The sequence below is a fragment of the Paenibacillus sp. BIC5C1 genome (assembly GCF_032399705.1).
Lineage (GTDB): Bacteria > Bacillota > Bacilli > Paenibacillales > Paenibacillaceae > Paenibacillus > Paenibacillus taichungensis_A.
Genome location: NZ_CP135922.1, coordinates 6,240,856 through 6,260,413 on the forward strand (window position 1 = coordinate 6,240,856; position 19,558 = coordinate 6,260,413).

Sequence of the window (19,558 nt, forward strand, 5' to 3'; positions counted from 1 at the left end):
CTTTCCTTTCATCCGTTTCCATCATTATTCTATTGTACCACGGGAAAACTCACTTTCACGTGTACTCTGCAGAGTACGCACTTCTTCACGCAATCGTTCGATTTCTTGCTGCATCGTGCGCAGGGAATCGATGACCGGATCGGGAAGCTGTTGATTCAGACGGTCCACCCGGCGGCCATCCTGCTTCACGATTCTGCCCGGTATGCCTACAACGGTGCTATTTGAAGGGACTTCCTTCAGCACAACCGAGTTCGCACCAATATTACATTGATCCCCCACGCTGAAGGAACCTAGCACCTTCGCCCCGGATGAGATAACCACATTATTTCCAATTGTCGGATGTCTCTTCCCTTTTTCTTTACCCGTTCCGCCAAGTGTGACCCCCTGATAGATGACAACATCGTCGCCAATTTCACATGTTTCCCCAATCACGACGCCCATGCCATGGTCAATAAATAACCGATTGCCGATCGTAGCGCCGGGATGGATTTCGATGCCTGTCATAAAACGGCTGACCTGTGAAATGAACCGGGCGAAAGAGAACCATTTCCGCTTGTATAAAAAGTGTGCCACCCGGTGCGCCCATATCGCATGCAGCCCCGAGTAGGTAAATACAACTTCAAACCATCCCCGGGCCGCCGGATCGTTTTCAAACACCGCCTGGATATCTGATCTGATCTTCTTGAACATGCTCGTTCCCCTCTTGTTCAGGTCTTCGTCCTCCGGCTTACCGGACGGCGCGGCCCTCATGGTAGTGTACTTCCGACTCGACCTAAATAGAAAACGCCCCTGCAGCTGTTTAAGCTGCAGAGGCGTTTATCGCGGTCCCACTCTGCTCGGTTCACGCCTTAACATGCAAGAAGTGGGAGGCCTGTTATAGCCACCTCATATCCTTGCACAAGAATGAACCCTCAACAGTTCCGTAACGGGAACCAACCGTCACAACCTATCCTGACGTTTTCCTCTCTTCTAGATAACGAGAGGCGGGGCCGGATTCGGCTATGCAGCTCACGGGTGCATTTCGACTGACGAACAGCGGATGGCTCACAGCCACCGCAGCAAAGAAACTTGTTCTTTACTGCGGGACCACCCTCTCTGAATCTGTCCGGTTCAGCCTACTTCTCCCGGTCTTTGCTGTTTTTATGATGAATGATAAAATCATACCATTTAACCTTTGTGTTGCTATTATAGCGAAAAGGTTATGGACTGACAACAATCTTCCTTCATATCGGTATAAACGAAGTTTCATCCTTAAGTCCAAAGTAGACTAAACAAGGGCGTTAATTAAGCGCCTTTTACCTGAGCATGCAGACGATCAATCACCGTATCGCGGCCAAGCAATACAATCGTTTGGTTCAGATCACGGCCATGAGTCTGTCCTGTCAGAGCTACACGGATCGGCATAAACAACTGTTTACCCTTAAATCCGGTCTCTTTCTGAACTTCTTTGATCAGCGCAGCCATCTTGCTTGGTGTAAATTCGTCGCTAGCCTGTACTTTATCCGCAAATGCCTTCAGAACGGTTGGTACCTGCTCCTCAGCAAGTACAGCAGCCCCTTCACTTTCCAGCTCCAGGTGAGAACGGAAGAACACTTCCGAGAATTCCACGATATCAGAGGCAGAATTCATTTGCTCCTGATAGAGATGAACAAGCGTATATGCCCATTCTTTCTGTTCAGGTGACAGCTCAGCGGCAATGCGTCCCGCTTTTTGCAGATGTGGAATCGCCATTTCGGCAATACGATCCGGGTCCGCATTTTTGATGTAGTGGTTGTTCAAGTGAGCGAGCTTGTGGGTATCAAATACCGCCGGGCTCTTGGACAGACGCTTCGTATCAAAAATGGAGATCAACTGCTCCTGCGAGAAGATCTCTTCTTCGCCTTCAGGGGACCAGCCAAGCAGGGAGATGAAGTTAAACATCGCTTCAGGCAGATAGCCGAGCTGATCATATTGTTCAATAAACTGAATAACGGACTCGTCACGTTTGCTCAGCTTTTTGTGGTTTTCATTCACGATCAACGTCATATGACCGAATTGCGGCGGCTCCCAGCCAAGCGCTTCATAAATCATCAGTTGACGCGGTGTATTAGAGATGTGATCTTCGCCACGCAGGACGTGAGAGATCTTCATCAGGTAATCATCCACAGCAACTGCATAATTGTACGTGGGAATGCCGTCTTTTTTCACAATAACGAAGTCGCCGGATTCCTTGCTGTTGAATGAGATTGTTCCTTTGACCATGTCATCAAACGTATAAATGCGTTCTTCCGGTACACGGAAACGAATACTCGCCACACGGCCTTCCGCTTCAAATGCGCTCTGTTGCTCCGGTGTCAGATCACGGTGTTTACCCGAATAACGCGGAGTTTCTCCACGTGCTGTCTGTTCCTCACGTTCTTGCTCCAGCTCTTCTTCCGTGCAGTAACAGCGGTAAGCCAGACCTTTGTCCAGCAGTTCCTGGGTATACTTACGATAGATGTCCAAACGTTCCGTCTGACGGTATGGTCCGTACTCGCCGCCGACATCAATACTTTCGTCCCACTCGATTCCGAGCCATTTCAAGTATTTCAGCTGACTTTCTTCACCACCGGCAATGTTGCGTTTCACGTCCGTATCCTCAATACGAATAATGAATTTGCCGTTATTATGTTTGGCATACAAATAGTTAAACAGCGCCGTACGGGCGTTCCCGATATGCAGGTGTCCCGTTGGACTCGGCGCGTAGCGCACGCGAACTTCGGTGCTCATAATATCCCCTCCGTCTCTAATTGGTTGATGATATCACACGCGAACAAGGCAAACAACCGACTGGGCAGCTATACCCTCTCCCCGTCCGGGGAATCCAAGTTGCTCTGTTGTTGTCGCTTTGACATTCACCTGAGTTACATCCGCTTCAAGTGCTTTGGCAATAACCTCGGCCATCTGCGGAACGTAAGGTGCCATCTTCGGTTTCTGTGCAATTATGGTTGAATCGATGTTTCCCAGACGGTATCCACGATCCTTCACCAGCTGCCACACATGCTCCAGCAGTTTCAAGCTATCCGCATCTTTGAATTCCGGATCCGTATCCGGGAAGTGTTTGCCAATGTCCCCAAGTGCAAGCGCGCCAAGAATGGCATCACTGATGGCATGCAGCAGCACATCTGCGTCCGAGTGACCCAGCAGTCCTTTTTCATAAGGAATCGTGACCCCGCCAATAATGCATGGGCGTCCCTCTACCAGTTGATGTACATCGAATCCCTGTCCTACACGTATCATCGCTTCTTCTCTCCCTTGAGCAAAAACGCGGCGTATTCCAAATCTTCCGGCGTCGTTAATTTGATATTCGTATAACTGCCTTCCACAACCTTGACCGACATCCCCTGACGTTCAGCCAGCATTGCGTCATCCGTCCCCAGAAATCCGTCCCGGTCCGCTGATTCGTACGCAAGCAGCAGGGAAGAAAGACGAAAAGCCTGCGGGGTTTGGATGCTCCACAGACTGCTGCGGTCCGGCGTCGCCGTAACGATTCCATCCGCATTTACTTGTTTGATCGTATCCTTCACTGGAACGGCCAGTACAGCTGCTCCACCCGACATGGCGGCCTCCATACACCCCATAATCTGCTTACGGTTTATAAAAGGACGTACCCCGTCGTGAACGAGGACCCATTCTGTCCCTAGTGCCTTAAGGCCTTCGTGGACTGAATGCTGTCTCTCTTTCCCTCCGGGGATGACACGGACACGTGATTCCAGTCGGTATTCTTTTACCCAATCCTGGCAGCGTTCAACATCGGCAGCTCCCGTGACCAGCACCATTTCGCTGACCTCGTCCATAGCCGCAAACACTTCAAGCGTATGTATGAAAACGGGCTTGTCCTGCAGCAGCAGAAACTGCTTACTCTCGGTTGTTCCCATCCGGGTCCCCCGACCTGCCGCCACAATGACAACACCCCACCCTTTATCCATGCCGCAATCCCTGCCTTGTCTGTCAGTTTACCGTTCGGAGATATAATACAGTTATATTATAACCTCTAACGATACACTACCCATCATACCGCTTTATTGGGCTTTTTCCAACAGTTTCGGCTTGGCAAAAATCATTCTTCCTGCTGATGTCTGCAGCACACTGGTCACCAGCACTTCCATCATCATGCCGATATACTCGCGTCCGCCTTCCACAACGATCATCGTTCCATCATCCAGATAGGCTACACCTTGACCGTGTTCCTTACCATCCTTGATAATCTGCACCATAATCTCCTCACCTGGCAATACCACCGGCTTAACAGCATTGGCAAGATCATTGATGTTTAGTACGGATACGCCTTGCAGTTCACAGACCTTATTCAGGTTGAAATCATTGGTTACAACTTTGCCCTGAAGGACCTTGGCAAGCTTAACCAGCTTGCTGTCCACTTCCGAAATTTCTTCGAAATCACCTTCGTAGATGAGCACTTTGACGTCCAATTCCTTCTGGATTTTATTCAAAATATCTAGCCCGCGCCGTCCTCTGTTCCGCTTGAGCAAGTCTGAAGAATCAGCAATATGCTGCAATTCCTCCAGAACGAATTCCGGGATCACAATCGTACCCTCAATAAATCCGGTTTTGCATATATCCGCGATGCGACCATCGATAATTACACTGGTATCCAAAATTTTGTGTTCTTCCATCCGTCTGTCCTCATCCACCTCAGGATGACCCCAGCGTCCTGACATCCAGAAGGCCGCCAGATCGTCTTTCTTCGCCATGGCAAGCATATAGCCTGTATAGCTACTTACGACCGTCAGCGCCACCTGAAGCACCTCTCCGGCCGTTCCGAGCCATGCCACACAAGGATATAACAGCAAGGCCACCAGCAGTCCTGCAACTGTACCCGCCGCACCTGCGGCCAATTCATTCATCGGTACTTTAGCCAAAGAGTCAATACTATTATGCAGTCTGGTTGCCATTAATGTTCCACCGATGTTACATACGGACATAAACAATACAGCACCAAGTAGGGTCGATACCCCAGCCCCCAACAATCCTGCTGATTGAATCCATTCAGCCATCCAAGGGACGGATTTTCCTGCCAGATGATATGCCGTGTAGCCGAACCATGCACCGCACAATCCTGTAAAAGTTAAAATGCCTTTTTTCCACATAAGTCCCTGCACCTCCTTCAATATATCTTCATCTTTATATCCAGTATGATCCAATTCCTAGATTGCTAATCCCGCTTTTGAAGAACTTTTTGGAAATGTTGCAATCGTCAGTTGAAAGAAGGTAAATTATTGGCATATAATGAATTCAATTCATATCCCGAGGTGAGTAGCAAAAATGAGTACGCTAAGTTTACAGGCTTTTCAGGATCAAGTTTCCGAGCTGTTGCTGCGTCATCGCAGCCTGATTGATGTACTGTCCAAAACAGGACAAGCCGGCGCCTCTGTCAACCGTGCCGTGTCCAAGGCCATTACCGAATGCGGCTGCATTGAGCTGCACGCCACCAAGCAGAAATATGCCCCAGAGAGCGATATTGCTCAATCAAAAGGCCTGCTGGAAACGCATGTGGAAGGTGAATTGTGCGAGAATTGCAAAGAGGTGATCAGCTCTGAACTGGGGCGGAACCTGTTTTATATGTCGGCTCTCTGCAATCTGCTGGACATCAACATGGAAGAGGTCGTAAATCACGAGTCACAGAAATGTTCGACGTTAGGGATGTTCAATTTGTCGTAAACAATACGTATTTCGTTGCAAATGGTAAAGTACCGTATAGATTTGAAAAACAAAAATAAGCACGCATTCTCCTGTCAGGAGCGTACGTGCTTTCTTTGTATTTTCCAAAAATGATGGAATGCTTAGCGATCGGAAGGGCGGGAAGACTTCTCTTCTTTACGCTTTTTGGCCCGGTTACGTGAGGCTGCCGTCCGCATATTATGCTTCATTCCATATAGAGCGTATAACACCAGTGGAATAAAGATCAATTTGGACAATTGTTCTGGAAACATGACCGCCACCACTATTGCAAAGACGATAACCCAAGGTGCAATCCAGATTGCCTTGCGCGGCAGACCAACCTTTTTGAAATTAGGATATTTCAGCGAACTTACCATCAGATAAGATAACAGCAATGTCGCAATCATCATACTTACAGGACCGATATCCTTGTTAAATAGGGACAGTGTTGCCAGAACCCCTCCTGCCGCTGGAATCGGCAAACCTGTGAAGTACCCAGGGATGCCTGGACGAACGTTAAACCGGGCAAGCCGAATAGCCCCACAAATTGGAAAGCTTGCGGTTGCGATCCAGGCGAGAACCGAAGTTGCGTCCTGAAACGAGACCATAAATATAATTAGGGCTGGAGCTGCACCAAATGAAACCATGTCCGATAAAGAATCCAGTTCTTTACCAAACTCACTTTGGGCATTAAGCGCACGTGCCACACGGCCATCCAGACCGTCCAGCAACATCGCAATAATGACCAAAATGGCAGCCAAACTATAATTCCCATCAATTGCAAGCAGGATTGCCATCATTCCAAGAAACAGATTACCCAAGGTAAAGAGATTCGGAATGAATCTGGTTAACATCGTTGTTTCACCTCATTATTTTCAAGCCGTTATAGGCAAACCCTTACATTTGTCTGTCAATAAACATCTGCTCCTGCAAACGCTTGAGACCTTCCTTAATGGTTCGGGCGCGTACCTCTCCAATCCCGTCCACTTCGTCCAGTTCTTCAATTGTAGCCATAATGACATGAGGCAATTGTTCGAATTGATCCACCAGGTTATGGATGATGACATTCGGCAAGCGGGGTATCTTATTTAATACCCGATATCCGCGAGGTGCAACCGAATCTTCGGACGTAGCCGCTGACGAAGGGTATCCCAGCAGACGTACGATATGATTTGCATCCAGTAATTCATCGTCCGACAATCTTTTCAGACCAACAATAATCTCACGGATTTTGTCATCACTGTCATCACGTGCATAGTCCTTATACAGCAACCAGGCTTCTTCTTCCGTTGTACCGACGAGTTCCTCCATCTGCATGGAGATCAGACGTCCCTCGTTGCCCAGTTCATGAATGTAACGTTTGATTTCCGTTTTGATACGCATAACCATTTCCGTACGCTGAATGACATTGACCACCTCAGGAATCGTCACCAGTTCCTCGAACTCGGAGGCACTCAGATTCGTAAGGGACTGTGTCAATACAGCTTTGTATTTCTCCAAGGTTTGAATCGCTTGATTCGCCTTGGTCAAAATAACCCCGATTTCTTTGAGGGAATACCGTAGTGTTCCTTGATATAAGGTGATAATATTCCGGCGCTGCGAGATAGATACAACTAATTTGCCTGTTTGTTTCGCGACACGCTCAGCCGTCCGATGACGGATCCCTGTCTCAGATGAAGAAATGGATGAGTCAGGAATGAGCTGAGTATTGGCGTATAGGATACGCTTTAAATCCTCGCTAAGGATGATGGCACCGTCCATCTTGGCGAGTTCATACAGATAGTTCGGGGAGAAATCACAGTTAATCGAGAATCCTCCATCCACTACTTCCATCACTTCAGGGCTGTATCCTACAACCAGCAGTGCACCCGTCTTGGCGCGCAGCACGTTCTCCAGACCTTCGCGGAAAGGTGTACCTGGTGCAATCAGCCTTAACAATTCGTTCATATTATCCAGTTGGCTCGAATCTTTCATCTTGTTATGCCCCCTAATCTAAAGCAACCGCTAGTGCATCTGCCACGGTATTCACACCGATCAGTTGTATCCCGCGAGGATGTTTCCAGCCCTTTAAGCTTTTTTCTGGTAAAATGACACGCTTGAAGCCCAATTTTTGAGCTTCTTTCACACGTTGTTCAGCCCGTGAAACGGCCCGAACTTCACCCGTCAAACCGATTTCCCCAAAAATGACGTCATCTGGCTTGGTCGGCACATCTCTCAAGCTGGATGCGATACTTACAGCAACCGCCAAATCCACTGCCGGCTCATCTAATCTCACGCCACCAGCTACGTTCAAATAAGCATCCTGTGTTTGCAAGAACATGCCCATCCGTTTCTCCAGTACCGCAATAATCAAATTTAATCGATGGAGATCTACCCCTGTCGCCATACGTCGGGGGGAAGGGAAATGTGTGGTCGAAATCAATGCCTGCAATTCCACAAGCAGAGGACGTGTGCCCTCCATGCTGGCAACTACGGTAGAACCAGCCACACCGAGTGGACGTTCTGACAGGAAGAGCTCAGAAGGGTTGCCTACTTCACGAAGTCCATCTTCGCCCATTTCAAAAATGCCGATCTCATTGGTCGAACCAAAACGGTTCTTGACCGCACGTAGAAGGCGATACGTATGATGCCGCTCTCCTTCAAAATAAAGAACACAGTCCACCATATGCTCCAACATACGTGGACCGGCAATAGCACCTTCTTTCGTAACATGCCCCACAAGTACGGTTGCAATGCCTCGCCCTTTGGCGATCCGCATGAACCGTGATGTACATTCCCTTACCTGAGCAACACTGCCGGGAGCACTGGTGACTTCTGGCAGATATACGGTCTGAATGGAGTCGATGACTAGAAAATGCGGCTGGATCTGCTCCACCGCTTCCTCAACCCGCTCCATATTGGTCTCACATAGTACATATAACTCAGGAGACAGCGCACCCAGACGGTCAGCTCGCAATTTCGTTTGCTTAACTGATTCCTCGCCTGAGACATATAACACGCGCAAACCTGAATGAGTCAATGCATGAGATGTTTGCAACATCAACGTTGATTTTCCGATTCCGGGGTCTCCACCCACCAGAACGAGAGATCCTGGAACAATTCCGCCGCCCAAAACCCGGTTCAGCTCTTCAATTCCAGTCTGTACACGCGGTTCCTGACCGCTATCTATATCTATGATGGGAAGTGGCTTATCTTTACTCTCAAAAAGAGGGGAATTTCTCCCTTGTGTTTTGACCACCGTTTCGGTTTCTTCCACCATTGAATTCCAAGACTGACAACCCGGACATTTGCCGTACCATTTGGGGGCTTCATAGCCGCATTCCGTACACTGAAACTTGGTTTTAACTTTGGCCACTTCAGCACTCCTAGGATTTATTTTATAACAGCATTTTGCATTTTTCGACGAATTTTGCCTAAACTCCCTGACGTGCAGGGTTAATAAAAGTTTACCATTGTTTGAGATTTTTCGTAAAGGATTATCGCAAACTTTACACATGTTCGTAGCCAGTTCAAAGTTTGTTTTCTGATAAACAACTGCTTCGGGGCTCTGACTGGCACAAAAAAACAAAAATCCTTCCCGACTAAAGTCAGAAAGGATTTTTGTTTTATACATCAGATTCAATAGTTATGTCACTAGTTAAGTGTCACTTATTTCGTTTCAATTTCCTCAGTTGAAGGAACAACAACGTCTTTTTTCGTTACAGACAATGCTCCGTTCTCTTCATCGATGAGCAACGAATCACCTTTGGTCACATTACCCGTGAGCAACTCTTCAGACAATTTATCTTCGATATGCTTCTGGATCGCCCGACGAAGCGGACGCGCACCATAAGCTGGATCGAAACCGGCTTTGGCAAGGAAATCCTTGGCGTTGTCGGTGAGTTCGAAGTCAACCTCGTATTCACGTAGCCGTTTCCGAAGCTCCTCACTCATGAGTGTAACAATCTCTGCAATGTGTTTCTGTTCCAGGGAGTGGAACACGATAATTTCATCAATCCGGTTAAGGAACTCTGGACGGAAGCTTTTCTTCAGCTCATCCATGACTTTACCCTTCATGTTATCATAATCCGCGCCTGCATCGACAACTGCTGTGAAGCCAAGTGTAGAGTTACGTTTGATCGCTTCAGCACCAACGTTGGATGTCAGAATAATCAACGTATTTCGGAAGTCAACAACGCGACCTTTGGAATCCGTCAGACGACCATCCTCAAGCACTTGCAGCAAGATATTGAATACTTCCGGATGTGCTTTCTCGATCTCATCGAGCAGGACGACGGAGTAAGGTTTGCGACGAACTTTCTCTGTCAGCTGGCCACCTTCTTCGTATCCCACATATCCCGGAGGCGCTCCGACGAGTCGGGAAGTCGAATGCTTCTCACCATACTCGGACATATCGATCCGGATCACTGCATTTTCATCGCCAAACATCGCTTCAGCCAGAGCACGAGCCAGCTCGGTTTTACCTACCCCTGTAGGACCAAGGAAGATAAATGAACCCATCGGACGTTTCGGATCTTTCAATCCGGCACGAGCACGACGAACTGCACGGCTGACGGACTTCACAGCCTCATCTTGGCCAATGACACGTTCATGTAGAATAGACTCCAGGTTCATCAAGCGTTGTGTTTCTTCTTCTTTCAGCTTGTTCACCGGAATTCCAGTCCAGTTGGCTACCACTTGCGCGATATCCTCAGGCGTTACTTCAGAATCCGTGCGACCTTGTTTTTCTTTCCATTGGTTCTTCGTTACATCCAGCTCTTCACGGATTTTTTGTTCCGTGTCACGCAGGGCTGCTGCTTTCTCGAACTCCTGGCTTTGAACCGCTGCGTCTTTTTCCTTACGGATATCTTCGAGACGGCTTTCCAGTTGTTTGAGGTTTGGTGGGATCGTGTAAGAGTTCAATCTTACTTTGGAACCCGCCTCATCAATCAGGTCAATTGCTTTGTCCGGCAGGAAACGGTCTGTAATGTAACGGTCAGACAGTTTAACCGCCTGTACAATCGCTTCATCCGTAATTTTCACCCGGTGATGCGCTTCGTAACGATCACGCAAGCCGTGTAAAATCTGAATTGCTTCTTCTGGAGAAGGTTGATCCACCGTGATCGGTTGGAAACGACGCTCCAGGGCAGCATCCTTCTCGATATATTTACGGTATTCATCCAGTGTTGTTGCACCGATGCACTGCAATTCTCCACGGGCCAAAGCCGGTTTCAAAATGTTCGAAGCATCAATTGCGCCTTCTGCTCCGCCTGCACCAATCAGGGTATGCAATTCGTCGATGAACAGGACAATGTTACCCGCTTGACGAATTTCATCCATAATTTTTTTCAGACGATCTTCGAATTCACCGCGATATTTTGTACCTGCAACAACGGAACCCATATCCAATGTCATGACACGTTTGTCACGCAAAGTCTCCGGAATTTCGTTGGCGATGATTTTTTGTGCAAGTCCTTCAGCGATGGCCGTTTTACCTACACCTGGCTCACCGATCAGTACCGGGTTATTCTTGGTACGACGGCTCAGAACCTGAATAACACGTTCGATTTCTTTACTACGTCCAATCACTGGGTCCAGGTTGTTCTCTCTGGCATACGCCGTAAGGTCACGTGCTAGACTGTCCAGTGTTGGTGTGCTGACATTGGCAGGTGTACCGTTATGACTGGATACAGCTTCACTGCTGCCAAGCAGTTGCAATACTTGTTGACGTGCCTTGTTCAAACTAATACCCAGGTTGTTCAGCACACGTGCCGCAACCCCTTCGCCTTCACGAATCAATCCGAGCAGGATATGCTCTGTGCCTACATAGGTATGGCCCAATTTGCGAGCTTCATCCATAGACAGTTCAATTACTTTTTTCGCACGAGGCGTATATGCAATGTTCGTAGGTTGCTCTTGGCCACGGCCAATCAGCGTTTCTACTTCATCTTGAATTTTTTCCAATCCGAGTCCCAGGCCGATCAGCGCTTTGGCTGCGATGCCTTCGCCTTCACGAATGAGGCCGAGCAAAATGTGCTCTGTACCGATGTTATTATGACCAAGACGGACAGCTTCTTCCTGCGCCAATGCGAGCACCTTTTGGGCCCGTTCCGTAAATCTTCCAAACATCATATCTCCTGCACCTCCATGGTTTTGGATAAAACGGGGGCTGTTATTAAAAGTATCCCACCGTATTCTTCATATCATTTTTGTTTGCAGCCATGCTGCGAATAAAATCATTCAGCATTCATTTATAGAAAATGCTCTATTATATAAAAGCCGCAGATGCGGCGTGAAACCTTTATAAACAACTCTTGATCAACCTAAGATTGATTGGCTGCACTGATCGTATCACGGATCAACTGAGCCCGATATATGTCACGCTCATCCGTCCGCATGTCTTCCCCAAATGTTTTTTGCAAAAAGCCCGGCTGCGTCATCACATTCAACTCGTTCATCACGGTTATGGACAAGCCGTCCAACAAGCCGAGATCTACGCCAAGTCGAACATCAGACAGACGCTGTGCGGCTTCCTTCGAATCGACGATGGCTGCATGTGACAGAATGCCGTATGAACGCATAACTCTGTCGGTAATTCGCAGTCTAGAGTCGGTAATTAACCGTTCTCTGGCGGTACGCTCATGCCCAATCATCTGTAACACAACACTATGCAGATTATCGATGACTTCTTGTTCCGTCTGTCCCAGTGTGATCTGGTTCGAGATCTGGAATAGGTTACCCATCGCCTCACTGCCTTCACCGTAAATTCCCCGTACAGTCAGTCCGACTTGGGAGACTGCGGTTAAAATGCGGCCAATCTGCTGTGTCATCACCAGAGCGGGCAGATGCATCATAACAGATGCTCTTACACCTGTACCTACATTTGTAGGACAGCTGGTTAAATATCCTCTGCGGTCATCAAAAGCATAATCCACATGCGCTTCAAAAGCATCATCTATGGCGGAAGCTTTCTCCCAGGCTTCTTTCACCTGGAACCCCGGATAGAGGCACTGGATACGAAGATGATCCTCTTCATTAATCATAATACTGACAGATTCATCCTCACTGAGAATAACAGCGCCATTTCTGGATTCATTCGCAAGACTAGGACTGATCAGATGTTTCTCTACCAGCACCCGTTTGTCAAGGTCATCGATATCAATCAAATCCAGGGTATGAAAATCTCCAAAGGCATGAACGTCATCGTATTGAAGTACTTCGCTCAGCTTATTCAGCACTTCTTCCGATTGCTCATTGGAAGCCAGCATCGGAAACGGATAATGCTGCAGGTTGCGTGCGATCCGGACCCGGCTGCTAATGACTATTTCGGAATCAGCCGCATCACTGCGCATCCAGTCGCTGAGCGCCTTCTCTGTAAAACGAAGATTAGGCATTACGCATCCCTCCTACTCATCACAAACTTTACTCCTGAGCTATTTCTTTTTCAAGTTCCCTAATCTGATCACGAATTTGAGCAGCTTGTTCAAACTCCTCTTGCGTTATGCTCTCCTGAAGATCCCGTTTCAGATCAGCAATCTGTCTTTTGACCTTGATGCGGCCACCAGCCCTTGCAGGCACTTTACCCACGTGGGAAGTGCTGCCATGAACCCGTTTGAATAGCGGGTCCAAACGACTGTCAAAATATTTATAACAAGAACTACAGCCAAAGCGGCCGATTTTGCTAAACTGTGAATAGGTCATGCCGCATTCTTCACAACGAAGAGATTGCGCAGGTGTTGCTCCCGCACTTCCATTCTTGCCTGAGGGTTCAAAATCAAGCAACCCGGACAATAAGTTGTGAATGGAAAATCCGTTGGATGTTCCGGGAATCATTTCCCCTTTTTCACGAGCACATGACTCACAAATATGGAATTCCGTCTTCTCTCCGTTCACGATCTTCGTGAAATGGAGTGTTGCCGGACGTTTGTTGCATTCTTGGCACAGCACAATGATGTACCCCCTTGATCCCGATAGTTTTCATTTACCGAGCAAAGATATTAACATCGCCTTTAACATTCTGGCACGAATTTGATCCCGGTAAGGAAGTTTGACCAATATAATCTCTCTCGATACAGCTGCCCGCATCAACCCGGCTTCCCTTTTGCTCAAGAAACGTGCTTCTTCCAGTTGGTAGATCAGACCTTCGGCAGCTGTCTGCCCGATCTCATCTCCAATACTATGGTGCAAATGGTTATGCAGAGCCGAGTGAGCCGGCAATTCAATCCGCTGTATGCGAACATAACCGCCGCCGCCACGTTTACTCTCTACAAGGTAACCTTTTTCGAGTGTAAATCGGGTGCTGATGACATAATTGATCTGGGAAGGCACACATGAAAATTGATCAGCCAGATCATTACGTTGAATTTCGACCATTCCTTCGGGACTTTCATGCAAAATACTCTTCAGATATTGTTCGATAATATCAGAGATATTACGCATCCACTCATCCTCCACTGTCTGAAACGTTAAGTCAATAAGGACCCACACGCCCCTACAGAGTACACCTTCTCAACCCATTTAACCAATCAAGGAAACAGCGAAACTGATCTTCAACGGTCTTTAGCAGGAGAGCGAAGGACGCTCGAAGGTCCTTTAATATTGCTTTTATCCGCTGATGTGTACTACCTTAAAATGGCTCCCACCACCGGATTGCAGAAAGAAAGCTACGTAAGTATTTAACCTTTAGTTGACTTTGACTTTCTTTGACTTTATATACATTATAGCATATTTTGTGGTTTTGCCAAGAGGGAGCACTATTCATTTTTTACGATTTTACACGAAATATTCGGCTGACACAAAAAAACCTCTCCAAAATAGCTGGAGAAGTCCATTTGTTTTACACTAGCATCGTAATGCTATACAAGTTCAGTCTATGAAAATGATCCTAGAATACTCGTTATTCTATGAGAATCAGAAAAAATCAAGTAAATACGTTTCCCGATCAGGAATCGCTTGCTCCAGAGCCTTAATCGCTCCAATTGGTCCTTCAACTCTACCTATTTGAGCCATCTCTGTGGGTCTGCGATATCCCATCATCATTGCGGTGAGCGCCTGAATATCTACTTTAACAGTCTGATCTTTAGCTACCGGCTCAGATGTTTTCCATATCGATGCTGTGCCGTTCATAGCCACATTCAACTGCCATACCCCTTCATTCCAAGGTGCGTGTGCATCCTCTACCTGGAGATTAATCTGTACTGGTGAGTCTGGGCTTGCAAAAGGATACTGTGAAATAAATTGTTCAACACTCACAATACGTGCCATGAAGAAAGGTATAATTTCCTGCTGTATCCGCGGATTATCTAGTTGAAAAGCAAGCATATCACTTGCTGGTGCCTGTAAAGTGACTTCCTCAATCATTGAATCATGGTTCGCAATAAAGGTCCATAAACCTTGTCTTGCCTCTTCATTCAGATAAATGATCTCTCTAATGGTAAACTTTCTTTCCTTAACCTCATATAAAACATAGCCTTGTGCTTTACCAGCTTCATCATAATATACAGCCTTCTGGCTGGCTCCATTAGTGAGAACCGAGTTCTCCCATCTCGCATCATCCCGGATCAAAGTTCCGTTATAGCGCTCAGCATACGCACTGTATACTTCCTTTAATATGCTGAGTCCCGGATCGCCACGTCGAATTGTTCCAGGGGTGACCTTTTTCGCTGGCAAATGAGCTGTAGGCACTTTATATCGTTTAAACTCAACATAGGTCTCCCATCCATATCTCCGATAAAATGCAAAAGAGAACGGATGCAAAAACGATATACTTTGTTTCTTACGGTTCATTTCTTCCAAAGCATGTTTCAACAGCCCCGCTACCCAGCCTTTACGTCTATATTCTGGCCATGTCGCTACTCCCGCAATACCGCCCATCTCAAACGATCTCCCATGAATATAGGTTTGAAAAGGAATAATGTGAAGTTTGGCACCCAATTGTCCCTCCTCAAATACACCCCATATATCCTGTGAATCAAATTGACTCCGTCGCTTCTCCGTTTGTTCTTCACTCATTACCACTTGAAAAGCATACTCGGAGAGTGCCATAGCTGGCTCAAAATCATCTACGGTTAACTTCTGAATTTCCATGTCGTCCTGCACCCCGTTCTCTAAGTTATGATATCTTTCAAATCATGGCCTGATACGTGATGTATGTATCCATTTATGAGTGTGTCAGAGGAACGGGACAAAGTCAAACAAGAGATGTGCGGGCATCTCTCGGAAATACTTTTTTTCGTATATTATAATTGTTCCACCTGTGATCTATAGTAAAAAACGCAAATAAAAACCACCACCGAATAACATCGGCAGTGGTTCTTCGCTTGGCGGCGTCCTACTCTCCCAGGACCCTGCGGTCCAAGTACCATCGGCGCTAGAGGGCTTAACGGTCGTGTTCGGGATGGGTACGTGTGGAACCCCTCCGCCATCGCCACCAAACGCGATTTGTCGAAGCATAGCTTCTTGAAATCATTGTGGAACTGAAAATCATACACACATTCTGTGATGTATCCATTTTCATTTCAGAGATTATTCTCTGAAAACTAGATCCGAAACGAAATTTGCGATTCATAACCTGCATATTGGATAAGCCCTCGACCGATTAGTACTGGTCAGCTCCATGCATTACTGCACTTCCACCCCCAGCCTATCTACCTCGTCGTCTTCAAGGGGTCTTACATACTGGGAAATCTCATCTTGAGGGGGGCTTCACGCTTAGATGCTTTCAGCGCTTATCCCGTCCGTACATAGCTACCCAGCGGTGCTCCTGGCGGAACAACTGGTACACCAGCGGTACGTCCATCCCGGTCCTCTCGTACTAAGGACAGCTCCTCTCAAATTTCCTACGCCCACGACAGATAGGGACCGAACTGTCTCACGACGTTCTGAACCCAGCTCGCGTACCGCTTTAATGGGCGAACAGCCCAACCCTTGGGACCTACTTCAGCCCCAGGATGCGATGAGCCGACATCGAGGTGCCAAACCTCCCCGTCGATGTGGACTCTTGGGGGAGATAAGCCTGTTATCCCCAGGGTAGCTTTTATCCGTTGAGCGATGGCCCTTCCATGCGGTACCACCGGATCACTAAGCCCGACTTTCGTCCCTGCTCGACTTGTAGGTCTCGCAGTCAAGCTCCCTTATGCCTTTGCACTCTTCGAATGATTTCCAACCATTCTGAGGGAACCTTTGGGCGCCTCCGTTACTCTTTAGGAGGCGACCGCCCCAGTCAAACTGCCCACCTGACACTGTCCCCGCACCGGATTACGGTACCAGGTTAGAACCTAGATACGATCAGGGTGGTATCCCAACGGTGCCTCCACAGAAGCTTGCGCTCCTGCTTCAAAGGCTCCCACCTATCCTGTACAGATCGTACCCAAATTCAATATCAAGCTGCAGTAAAGCTCCATGGGGTCTTTCCGTCTTGTCGCGGGTAACCTGCATCTTCACAGGTATTAAAATTTCACCGGATCTCTCGTTGAGACAGCGCCCAAGTCGTTACGCCATTCGTGCGGGTCAGAATTTACCTGACAAGGAATTTCGCTACCTTAGGACCGTTATAGTTACGGCCGCCGTTTACTGGGGCTTCGGTTCACAGCTTCGGATTGCTCCTAACCGCTCCCCTTAACCTTCCAGCACCGGGCAGGCGTCAGCCCGTATACTTCGCCTTACGGCTTCGCACAGACCTGTGTTTTTGCTAAACAGTCGCTTGGGCCTTTTCACTGCGGCCCCCTCGTGCTATTCACACTACCGGGGCACCCCTTCTCCCGAAGTTACGGGGTCATTTTGCCGAGTTCCTTAACGAGAGTTCTTCCGCGCGCCTTAGAATTCTCTTCTCGCCTACCTGTGTCGGTTTGCGGTACGGGCACCATCACCTGGCTAGAGGCTTTTCTTGGCAGTGTGAGATCATGACCTTCGCTACTATAATTTTCGCTCCCCATTACAGCCCAGCCTTACGATGTGCGGATTTGCCTACACATCAGCCTCACTGCTTAGACGGACATCCATCAGTCCGCGTCACTACCCTGCTGCGTCCCCCCATTGCTCATAACGGCTTACGGTGGTACAGGAATTTCGACCTGTTGTCCTTCGACTACGCCTTTCGGCCTCGCCTTAGGTCCCGACTTACCCTGAGCGGACGAGCCTTCCTCAGGAACCCTTAGGCTTTCGGCGGATCAGATTCTCACTGATCTTTTCGTTACTCATACCGGCATTCTCACTTGTATAATGTCCAGCGCTCCTTACGGTACACCTTCAACCCTTATACAACGCTCCCCTACCCCTGATGCAAAGCATCAAGCCATAGCTTCGGTGGTGTGTTTAGCCCCGTTACATTTTCGGCGCAGAGTCACTCGACCAGTGAGCTATTACGCACTCTTTCAATGGTGGCTGCTTCTAAGCCAACATCCTGGTTGTCTGTGCAACTCCACATCCTTTCCCACTTAACACACACTTGGGGACCTTAGCTGATGGTCTGGGCTGTTTCCCTTTTGACAATGGATCTTAGCACTCACTGTCTGACTCCCGGAAGTAAGTCTATGGCATTCGGAGTTTGACTGAGCTTGGTAACCCTTGCGGGCCCCGCACCCAATCAGTGCTCTACCTCCACGACTCTGTTTTCCGAGGCTAGCCCTAAAGCTATTTCGGGGAGAACCAGCTATCTCCGAGTTCGATTGGAATTTCTCCGCTACCCCCACCTCATCCCCGCACTTTTCAACGTGCGTGGGTTCGGGCCTCCAGTGCGTGTTACCGCACCTTCACCCTGGACAGGGGTAGATCACCCGGTTTCGGGTCTACGTCCACGTACTATGTCGCCCTATTCAGACTCGCTTTCGCTGCGGCTCCGGCTCTTCACCTTAACCTTGCACGGGAACGTAACTCGCCGGTTCATTCTACAAAAGGCACGCCATCACCCCTAAAACGGGCTCTGACTTTTTGTAAGCACACGGTTTCAGGTTCTATTTCACTCCCCTTCCGGGGTGCTTTTCACCTTTCCCTCACGGTACTGCTTCACTATCGGTCGCTAGGAAGTATTTAGCCTTGGCAGATGGTCCTGCCGGATTCATACGGGGTTTCACGTGCCCCGCACTACTCGGGATACATCTCGGAGAGAACAGACTTTCAACTACAGGGCTTTTACCTTCTTTGGCGGGCCTTTCCAGACCTCTTCGTTTAACCGGTTCCTTTGTAACTCCATGTGAGATGTCCCACAACCCCAAAGAGCAAGCTCTCTGGTTTGGGCTTCTCCGCGTTCGCTCGCCGCTACTGACGGAATCACTATTGTTTTCTCTTCCTCAGGGTACTTAGATGTTTCAGTTCCCCTGGTATGCCTCTACATAACCTATGTATTCAGTTATGAGTAACTGGAAATTACCCCAGCTGGGTTTCCCCATTCGGACACCCCCGGATCAAAGCTTGCTTACAGCTCCCCGAGGCAGTTTCGTTGTTCGCCACGTCCTTCATCGGCTCCTAGCGCCTAGGCATCCTCCGTGTGCTCTTAGTAGCTTAACCAGTTGCTCCGGTTTCGATGGCGCACTTCCCTTGTTTTGCTTACGCAAAGCCAAAAGTCGCTCCCATTCGATACCATCGCAATAGCAGTCTACCTTATAAACACTTCACTTGTTTACACAAGTTCAGCTAGGATGATTGTTGTTTCGGTTACTTGAACCGAACAAGCATTCATCCCTAAAAGGAATGTTCTAAATCGCAATTTTCGTTTCGATATCTAGTTTTCAAAGAACAAGCTAAATAGACGAAATTCTTTGGTGGAGCCAAGCGGGATCGAACCGCTGACCTCCTGCTTGCAAGGCAGGCGCTCTCCCAGCTGAGCTATGGCCCCTCAAATTCCATCAAAACTGAACAAATGGATAAGTAACTGTGTTACTGTTGC

The 19,558-nt window shown here is 48.1% G+C and carries 14 protein-coding genes, 1 tRNA gene and 2 rRNA genes; 1 reads left to right on the forward strand and 16 read right to left on the reverse strand.

The window, feature by feature from the left end:
* Positions 1-24: 24 nt before the first annotated feature.
* The 5 genes from cysE to RS891_RS28180 form a co-directional block, all read right to left on the reverse strand.
* The gene (cysE, locus tag RS891_RS28160) at positions 25-690 is read right to left on the reverse strand and encodes a serine O-acetyltransferase (RefSeq protein WP_113055847.1); all 666 of its coding nucleotides are present in this window, start codon (positions 688-690) and stop codon (positions 25-27) included.
* Positions 691-1,284: 594 nt separating this feature from the next.
* Entirely contained in the window at positions 1,285-2,748 is a 1,464-nt protein-coding gene (gltX, locus tag RS891_RS28165; RefSeq protein WP_315793740.1) for a glutamate--tRNA ligase, read from the reverse strand.
* A gap of 33 nt (positions 2,749-2,781) precedes the next feature.
* Positions 2,782-3,258: a 2-C-methyl-D-erythritol 2,4-cyclodiphosphate synthase gene (gene ispF / locus RS891_RS28170; protein WP_053779226.1), complete on the reverse strand. Its 477-nt coding sequence runs from the start codon at positions 3,256-3,258 to the stop codon at positions 2,782-2,784.
* On the reverse strand, positions 3,255-3,947 hold the full coding sequence (ispD, locus tag RS891_RS28175; RefSeq protein WP_315793741.1) for a 2-C-methyl-D-erythritol 4-phosphate cytidylyltransferase: 693 nt from the start codon (positions 3,945-3,947) through the stop codon (positions 3,255-3,257). Before ispD ends, ispF begins: the two co-directional genes overlap by 4 nt.
* 93 nt (positions 3,948-4,040) lie before the next feature.
* Positions 4,041-5,126 (reverse strand): PIN/TRAM domain-containing protein, encoded by a 1,086-nt coding sequence (locus tag RS891_RS28180; protein WP_113055851.1) that lies wholly within the window; start codon positions 5,124-5,126, stop codon positions 4,041-4,043.
* 175 nt (positions 5,127-5,301) lie between these two features.
* On the opposite strand from RS891_RS28180, the gene RS891_RS28185 reads away from it, so the two are divergent.
* Positions 5,302-5,697: a nucleoside triphosphate pyrophosphohydrolase family protein gene (locus RS891_RS28185; RefSeq protein ID WP_024633611.1), complete on the forward strand. Its 396-nt coding sequence runs from the start codon at positions 5,302-5,304 to the stop codon at positions 5,695-5,697.
* A gap of 122 nt (positions 5,698-5,819) precedes the next feature.
* On the opposite strand, the gene pssA is transcribed toward RS891_RS28185, so the two are convergent.
* The 11 genes from pssA to RS891_RS28240 form a co-directional block, all read right to left on the reverse strand.
* Positions 5,820-6,551 (reverse strand): CDP-diacylglycerol--serine O-phosphatidyltransferase, encoded by a 732-nt coding sequence (gene pssA / locus RS891_RS28190; protein ID WP_113055852.1) that lies wholly within the window; start codon positions 6,549-6,551, stop codon positions 5,820-5,822.
* Between the two features lie 43 nt (positions 6,552-6,594).
* Positions 6,595-7,671: a DNA integrity scanning diadenylate cyclase DisA gene (gene disA, locus RS891_RS28195; RefSeq protein ID WP_315793742.1), complete on the reverse strand. Its 1,077-nt coding sequence runs from the start codon at positions 7,669-7,671 to the stop codon at positions 6,595-6,597.
* Between the two features lie 13 nt (positions 7,672-7,684).
* Entirely contained in the window at positions 7,685-9,052 is a 1,368-nt protein-coding gene (radA, locus tag RS891_RS28200; RefSeq protein WP_063567409.1) for a DNA repair protein RadA, read from the reverse strand.
* Between the two features lie 293 nt (positions 9,053-9,345).
* On the reverse strand, positions 9,346-11,808 hold the full coding sequence (locus RS891_RS28205) for an ATP-dependent Clp protease ATP-binding subunit (protein WP_076292149.1): 2,463 nt from the start codon (positions 11,806-11,808) through the stop codon (positions 9,346-9,348).
* A 191-nt stretch (positions 11,809-11,999) separates the two neighbouring features.
* Complete coding sequence (locus RS891_RS28210; protein ID WP_053779232.1) at positions 12,000-13,070, reverse strand: protein-arginine kinase McsB; 1,071 nt, start codon at positions 13,068-13,070, stop codon at positions 12,000-12,002.
* A gap of 28 nt (positions 13,071-13,098) precedes the next feature.
* The gene (locus RS891_RS28215; protein ID WP_113055854.1) at positions 13,099-13,623 is read right to left on the reverse strand and encodes a protein-arginine kinase activator protein McsA; all 525 of its coding nucleotides are present in this window, start codon (positions 13,621-13,623) and stop codon (positions 13,099-13,101) included.
* A gap of 30 nt (positions 13,624-13,653) precedes the next feature.
* Positions 13,654-14,115, reverse strand: coding sequence for a CtsR family transcriptional regulator (locus RS891_RS28220; protein WP_024633618.1), 462 nt, complete (start codon positions 14,113-14,115; stop codon positions 13,654-13,656).
* Between the two features lie 471 nt (positions 14,116-14,586).
* The gene (locus RS891_RS28225; protein ID WP_315793743.1) at positions 14,587-15,762 is read right to left on the reverse strand and encodes a GNAT family N-acetyltransferase; all 1,176 of its coding nucleotides are present in this window, start codon (positions 15,760-15,762) and stop codon (positions 14,587-14,589) included.
* Between the two features lie 231 nt (positions 15,763-15,993).
* A 5S ribosomal RNA gene (gene rrf, locus RS891_RS28230) occupies positions 15,994-16,110 on the reverse strand.
* Between the two features lie 143 nt (positions 16,111-16,253).
* Positions 16,254-19,179 (reverse strand): 23S ribosomal RNA (locus tag RS891_RS28235).
* Positions 19,180-19,431: 252 nt separating this feature from the next.
* A tRNA-Ala gene (locus RS891_RS28240) sits at positions 19,432-19,507 on the reverse strand.
* Between the last annotated feature and the right edge of the window lie 51 nt (positions 19,508-19,558).

Coding starts and splice junctions, on each gene's coding strand:
- pssA (WP_113055852.1), bottom strand. CDS start 6,551: ATGTTAACCAGATTCATTCCGAATCTCTTTACCTTGGGTAATCTGTTT.
- gltX (WP_315793740.1), bottom strand. CDS start 2,748: ATGAGCACCGAAGTTCGCGTGCGCTACGCGCCGAGTCCAACGGGACAC.
- cysE (WP_113055847.1), bottom strand. CDS start 690: ATGTTCAAGAAGATCAGATCAGATATCCAGGCGGTGTTTGAAAACGAT.
- RS891_RS28225 (WP_315793743.1), bottom strand. CDS start 15,762: ATGGAAATTCAGAAGTTAACCGTAGATGATTTTGAGCCAGCTATGGCA.
- RS891_RS28185 (WP_024633611.1), top strand. CDS start 5,302: ATGAGTACGCTAAGTTTACAGGCTTTTCAGGATCAAGTTTCCGAGCTG.
- RS891_RS28180 (WP_113055851.1), bottom strand. CDS start 5,126: ATGTGGAAAAAAGGCATTTTAACTTTTACAGGATTGTGCGGTGCATGG.
- disA (WP_315793742.1), bottom strand. CDS start 7,671: ATGAAAGATTCGAGCCAACTGGATAATATGAACGAATTGTTAAGGCTG.
- RS891_RS28220 (WP_024633618.1), bottom strand. CDS start 14,115: ATGCGTAATATCTCTGATATTATCGAACAATATCTGAAGAGTATTTTG.
- RS891_RS28205 (WP_076292149.1), bottom strand. CDS start 11,808: ATGATGTTTGGAAGATTTACGGAACGGGCCCAAAAGGTGCTCGCATTG.
- ispD (WP_315793741.1), bottom strand. CDS start 3,947: ATGGATAAAGGGTGGGGTGTTGTCATTGTGGCGGCAGGTCGGGGGACC.
- ispF (WP_053779226.1), bottom strand. CDS start 3,258: ATGATACGTGTAGGACAGGGATTCGATGTACATCAACTGGTAGAGGGA.
- RS891_RS28210 (WP_053779232.1), bottom strand. CDS start 13,070: ATGCCTAATCTTCGTTTTACAGAGAAGGCGCTCAGCGACTGGATGCGC.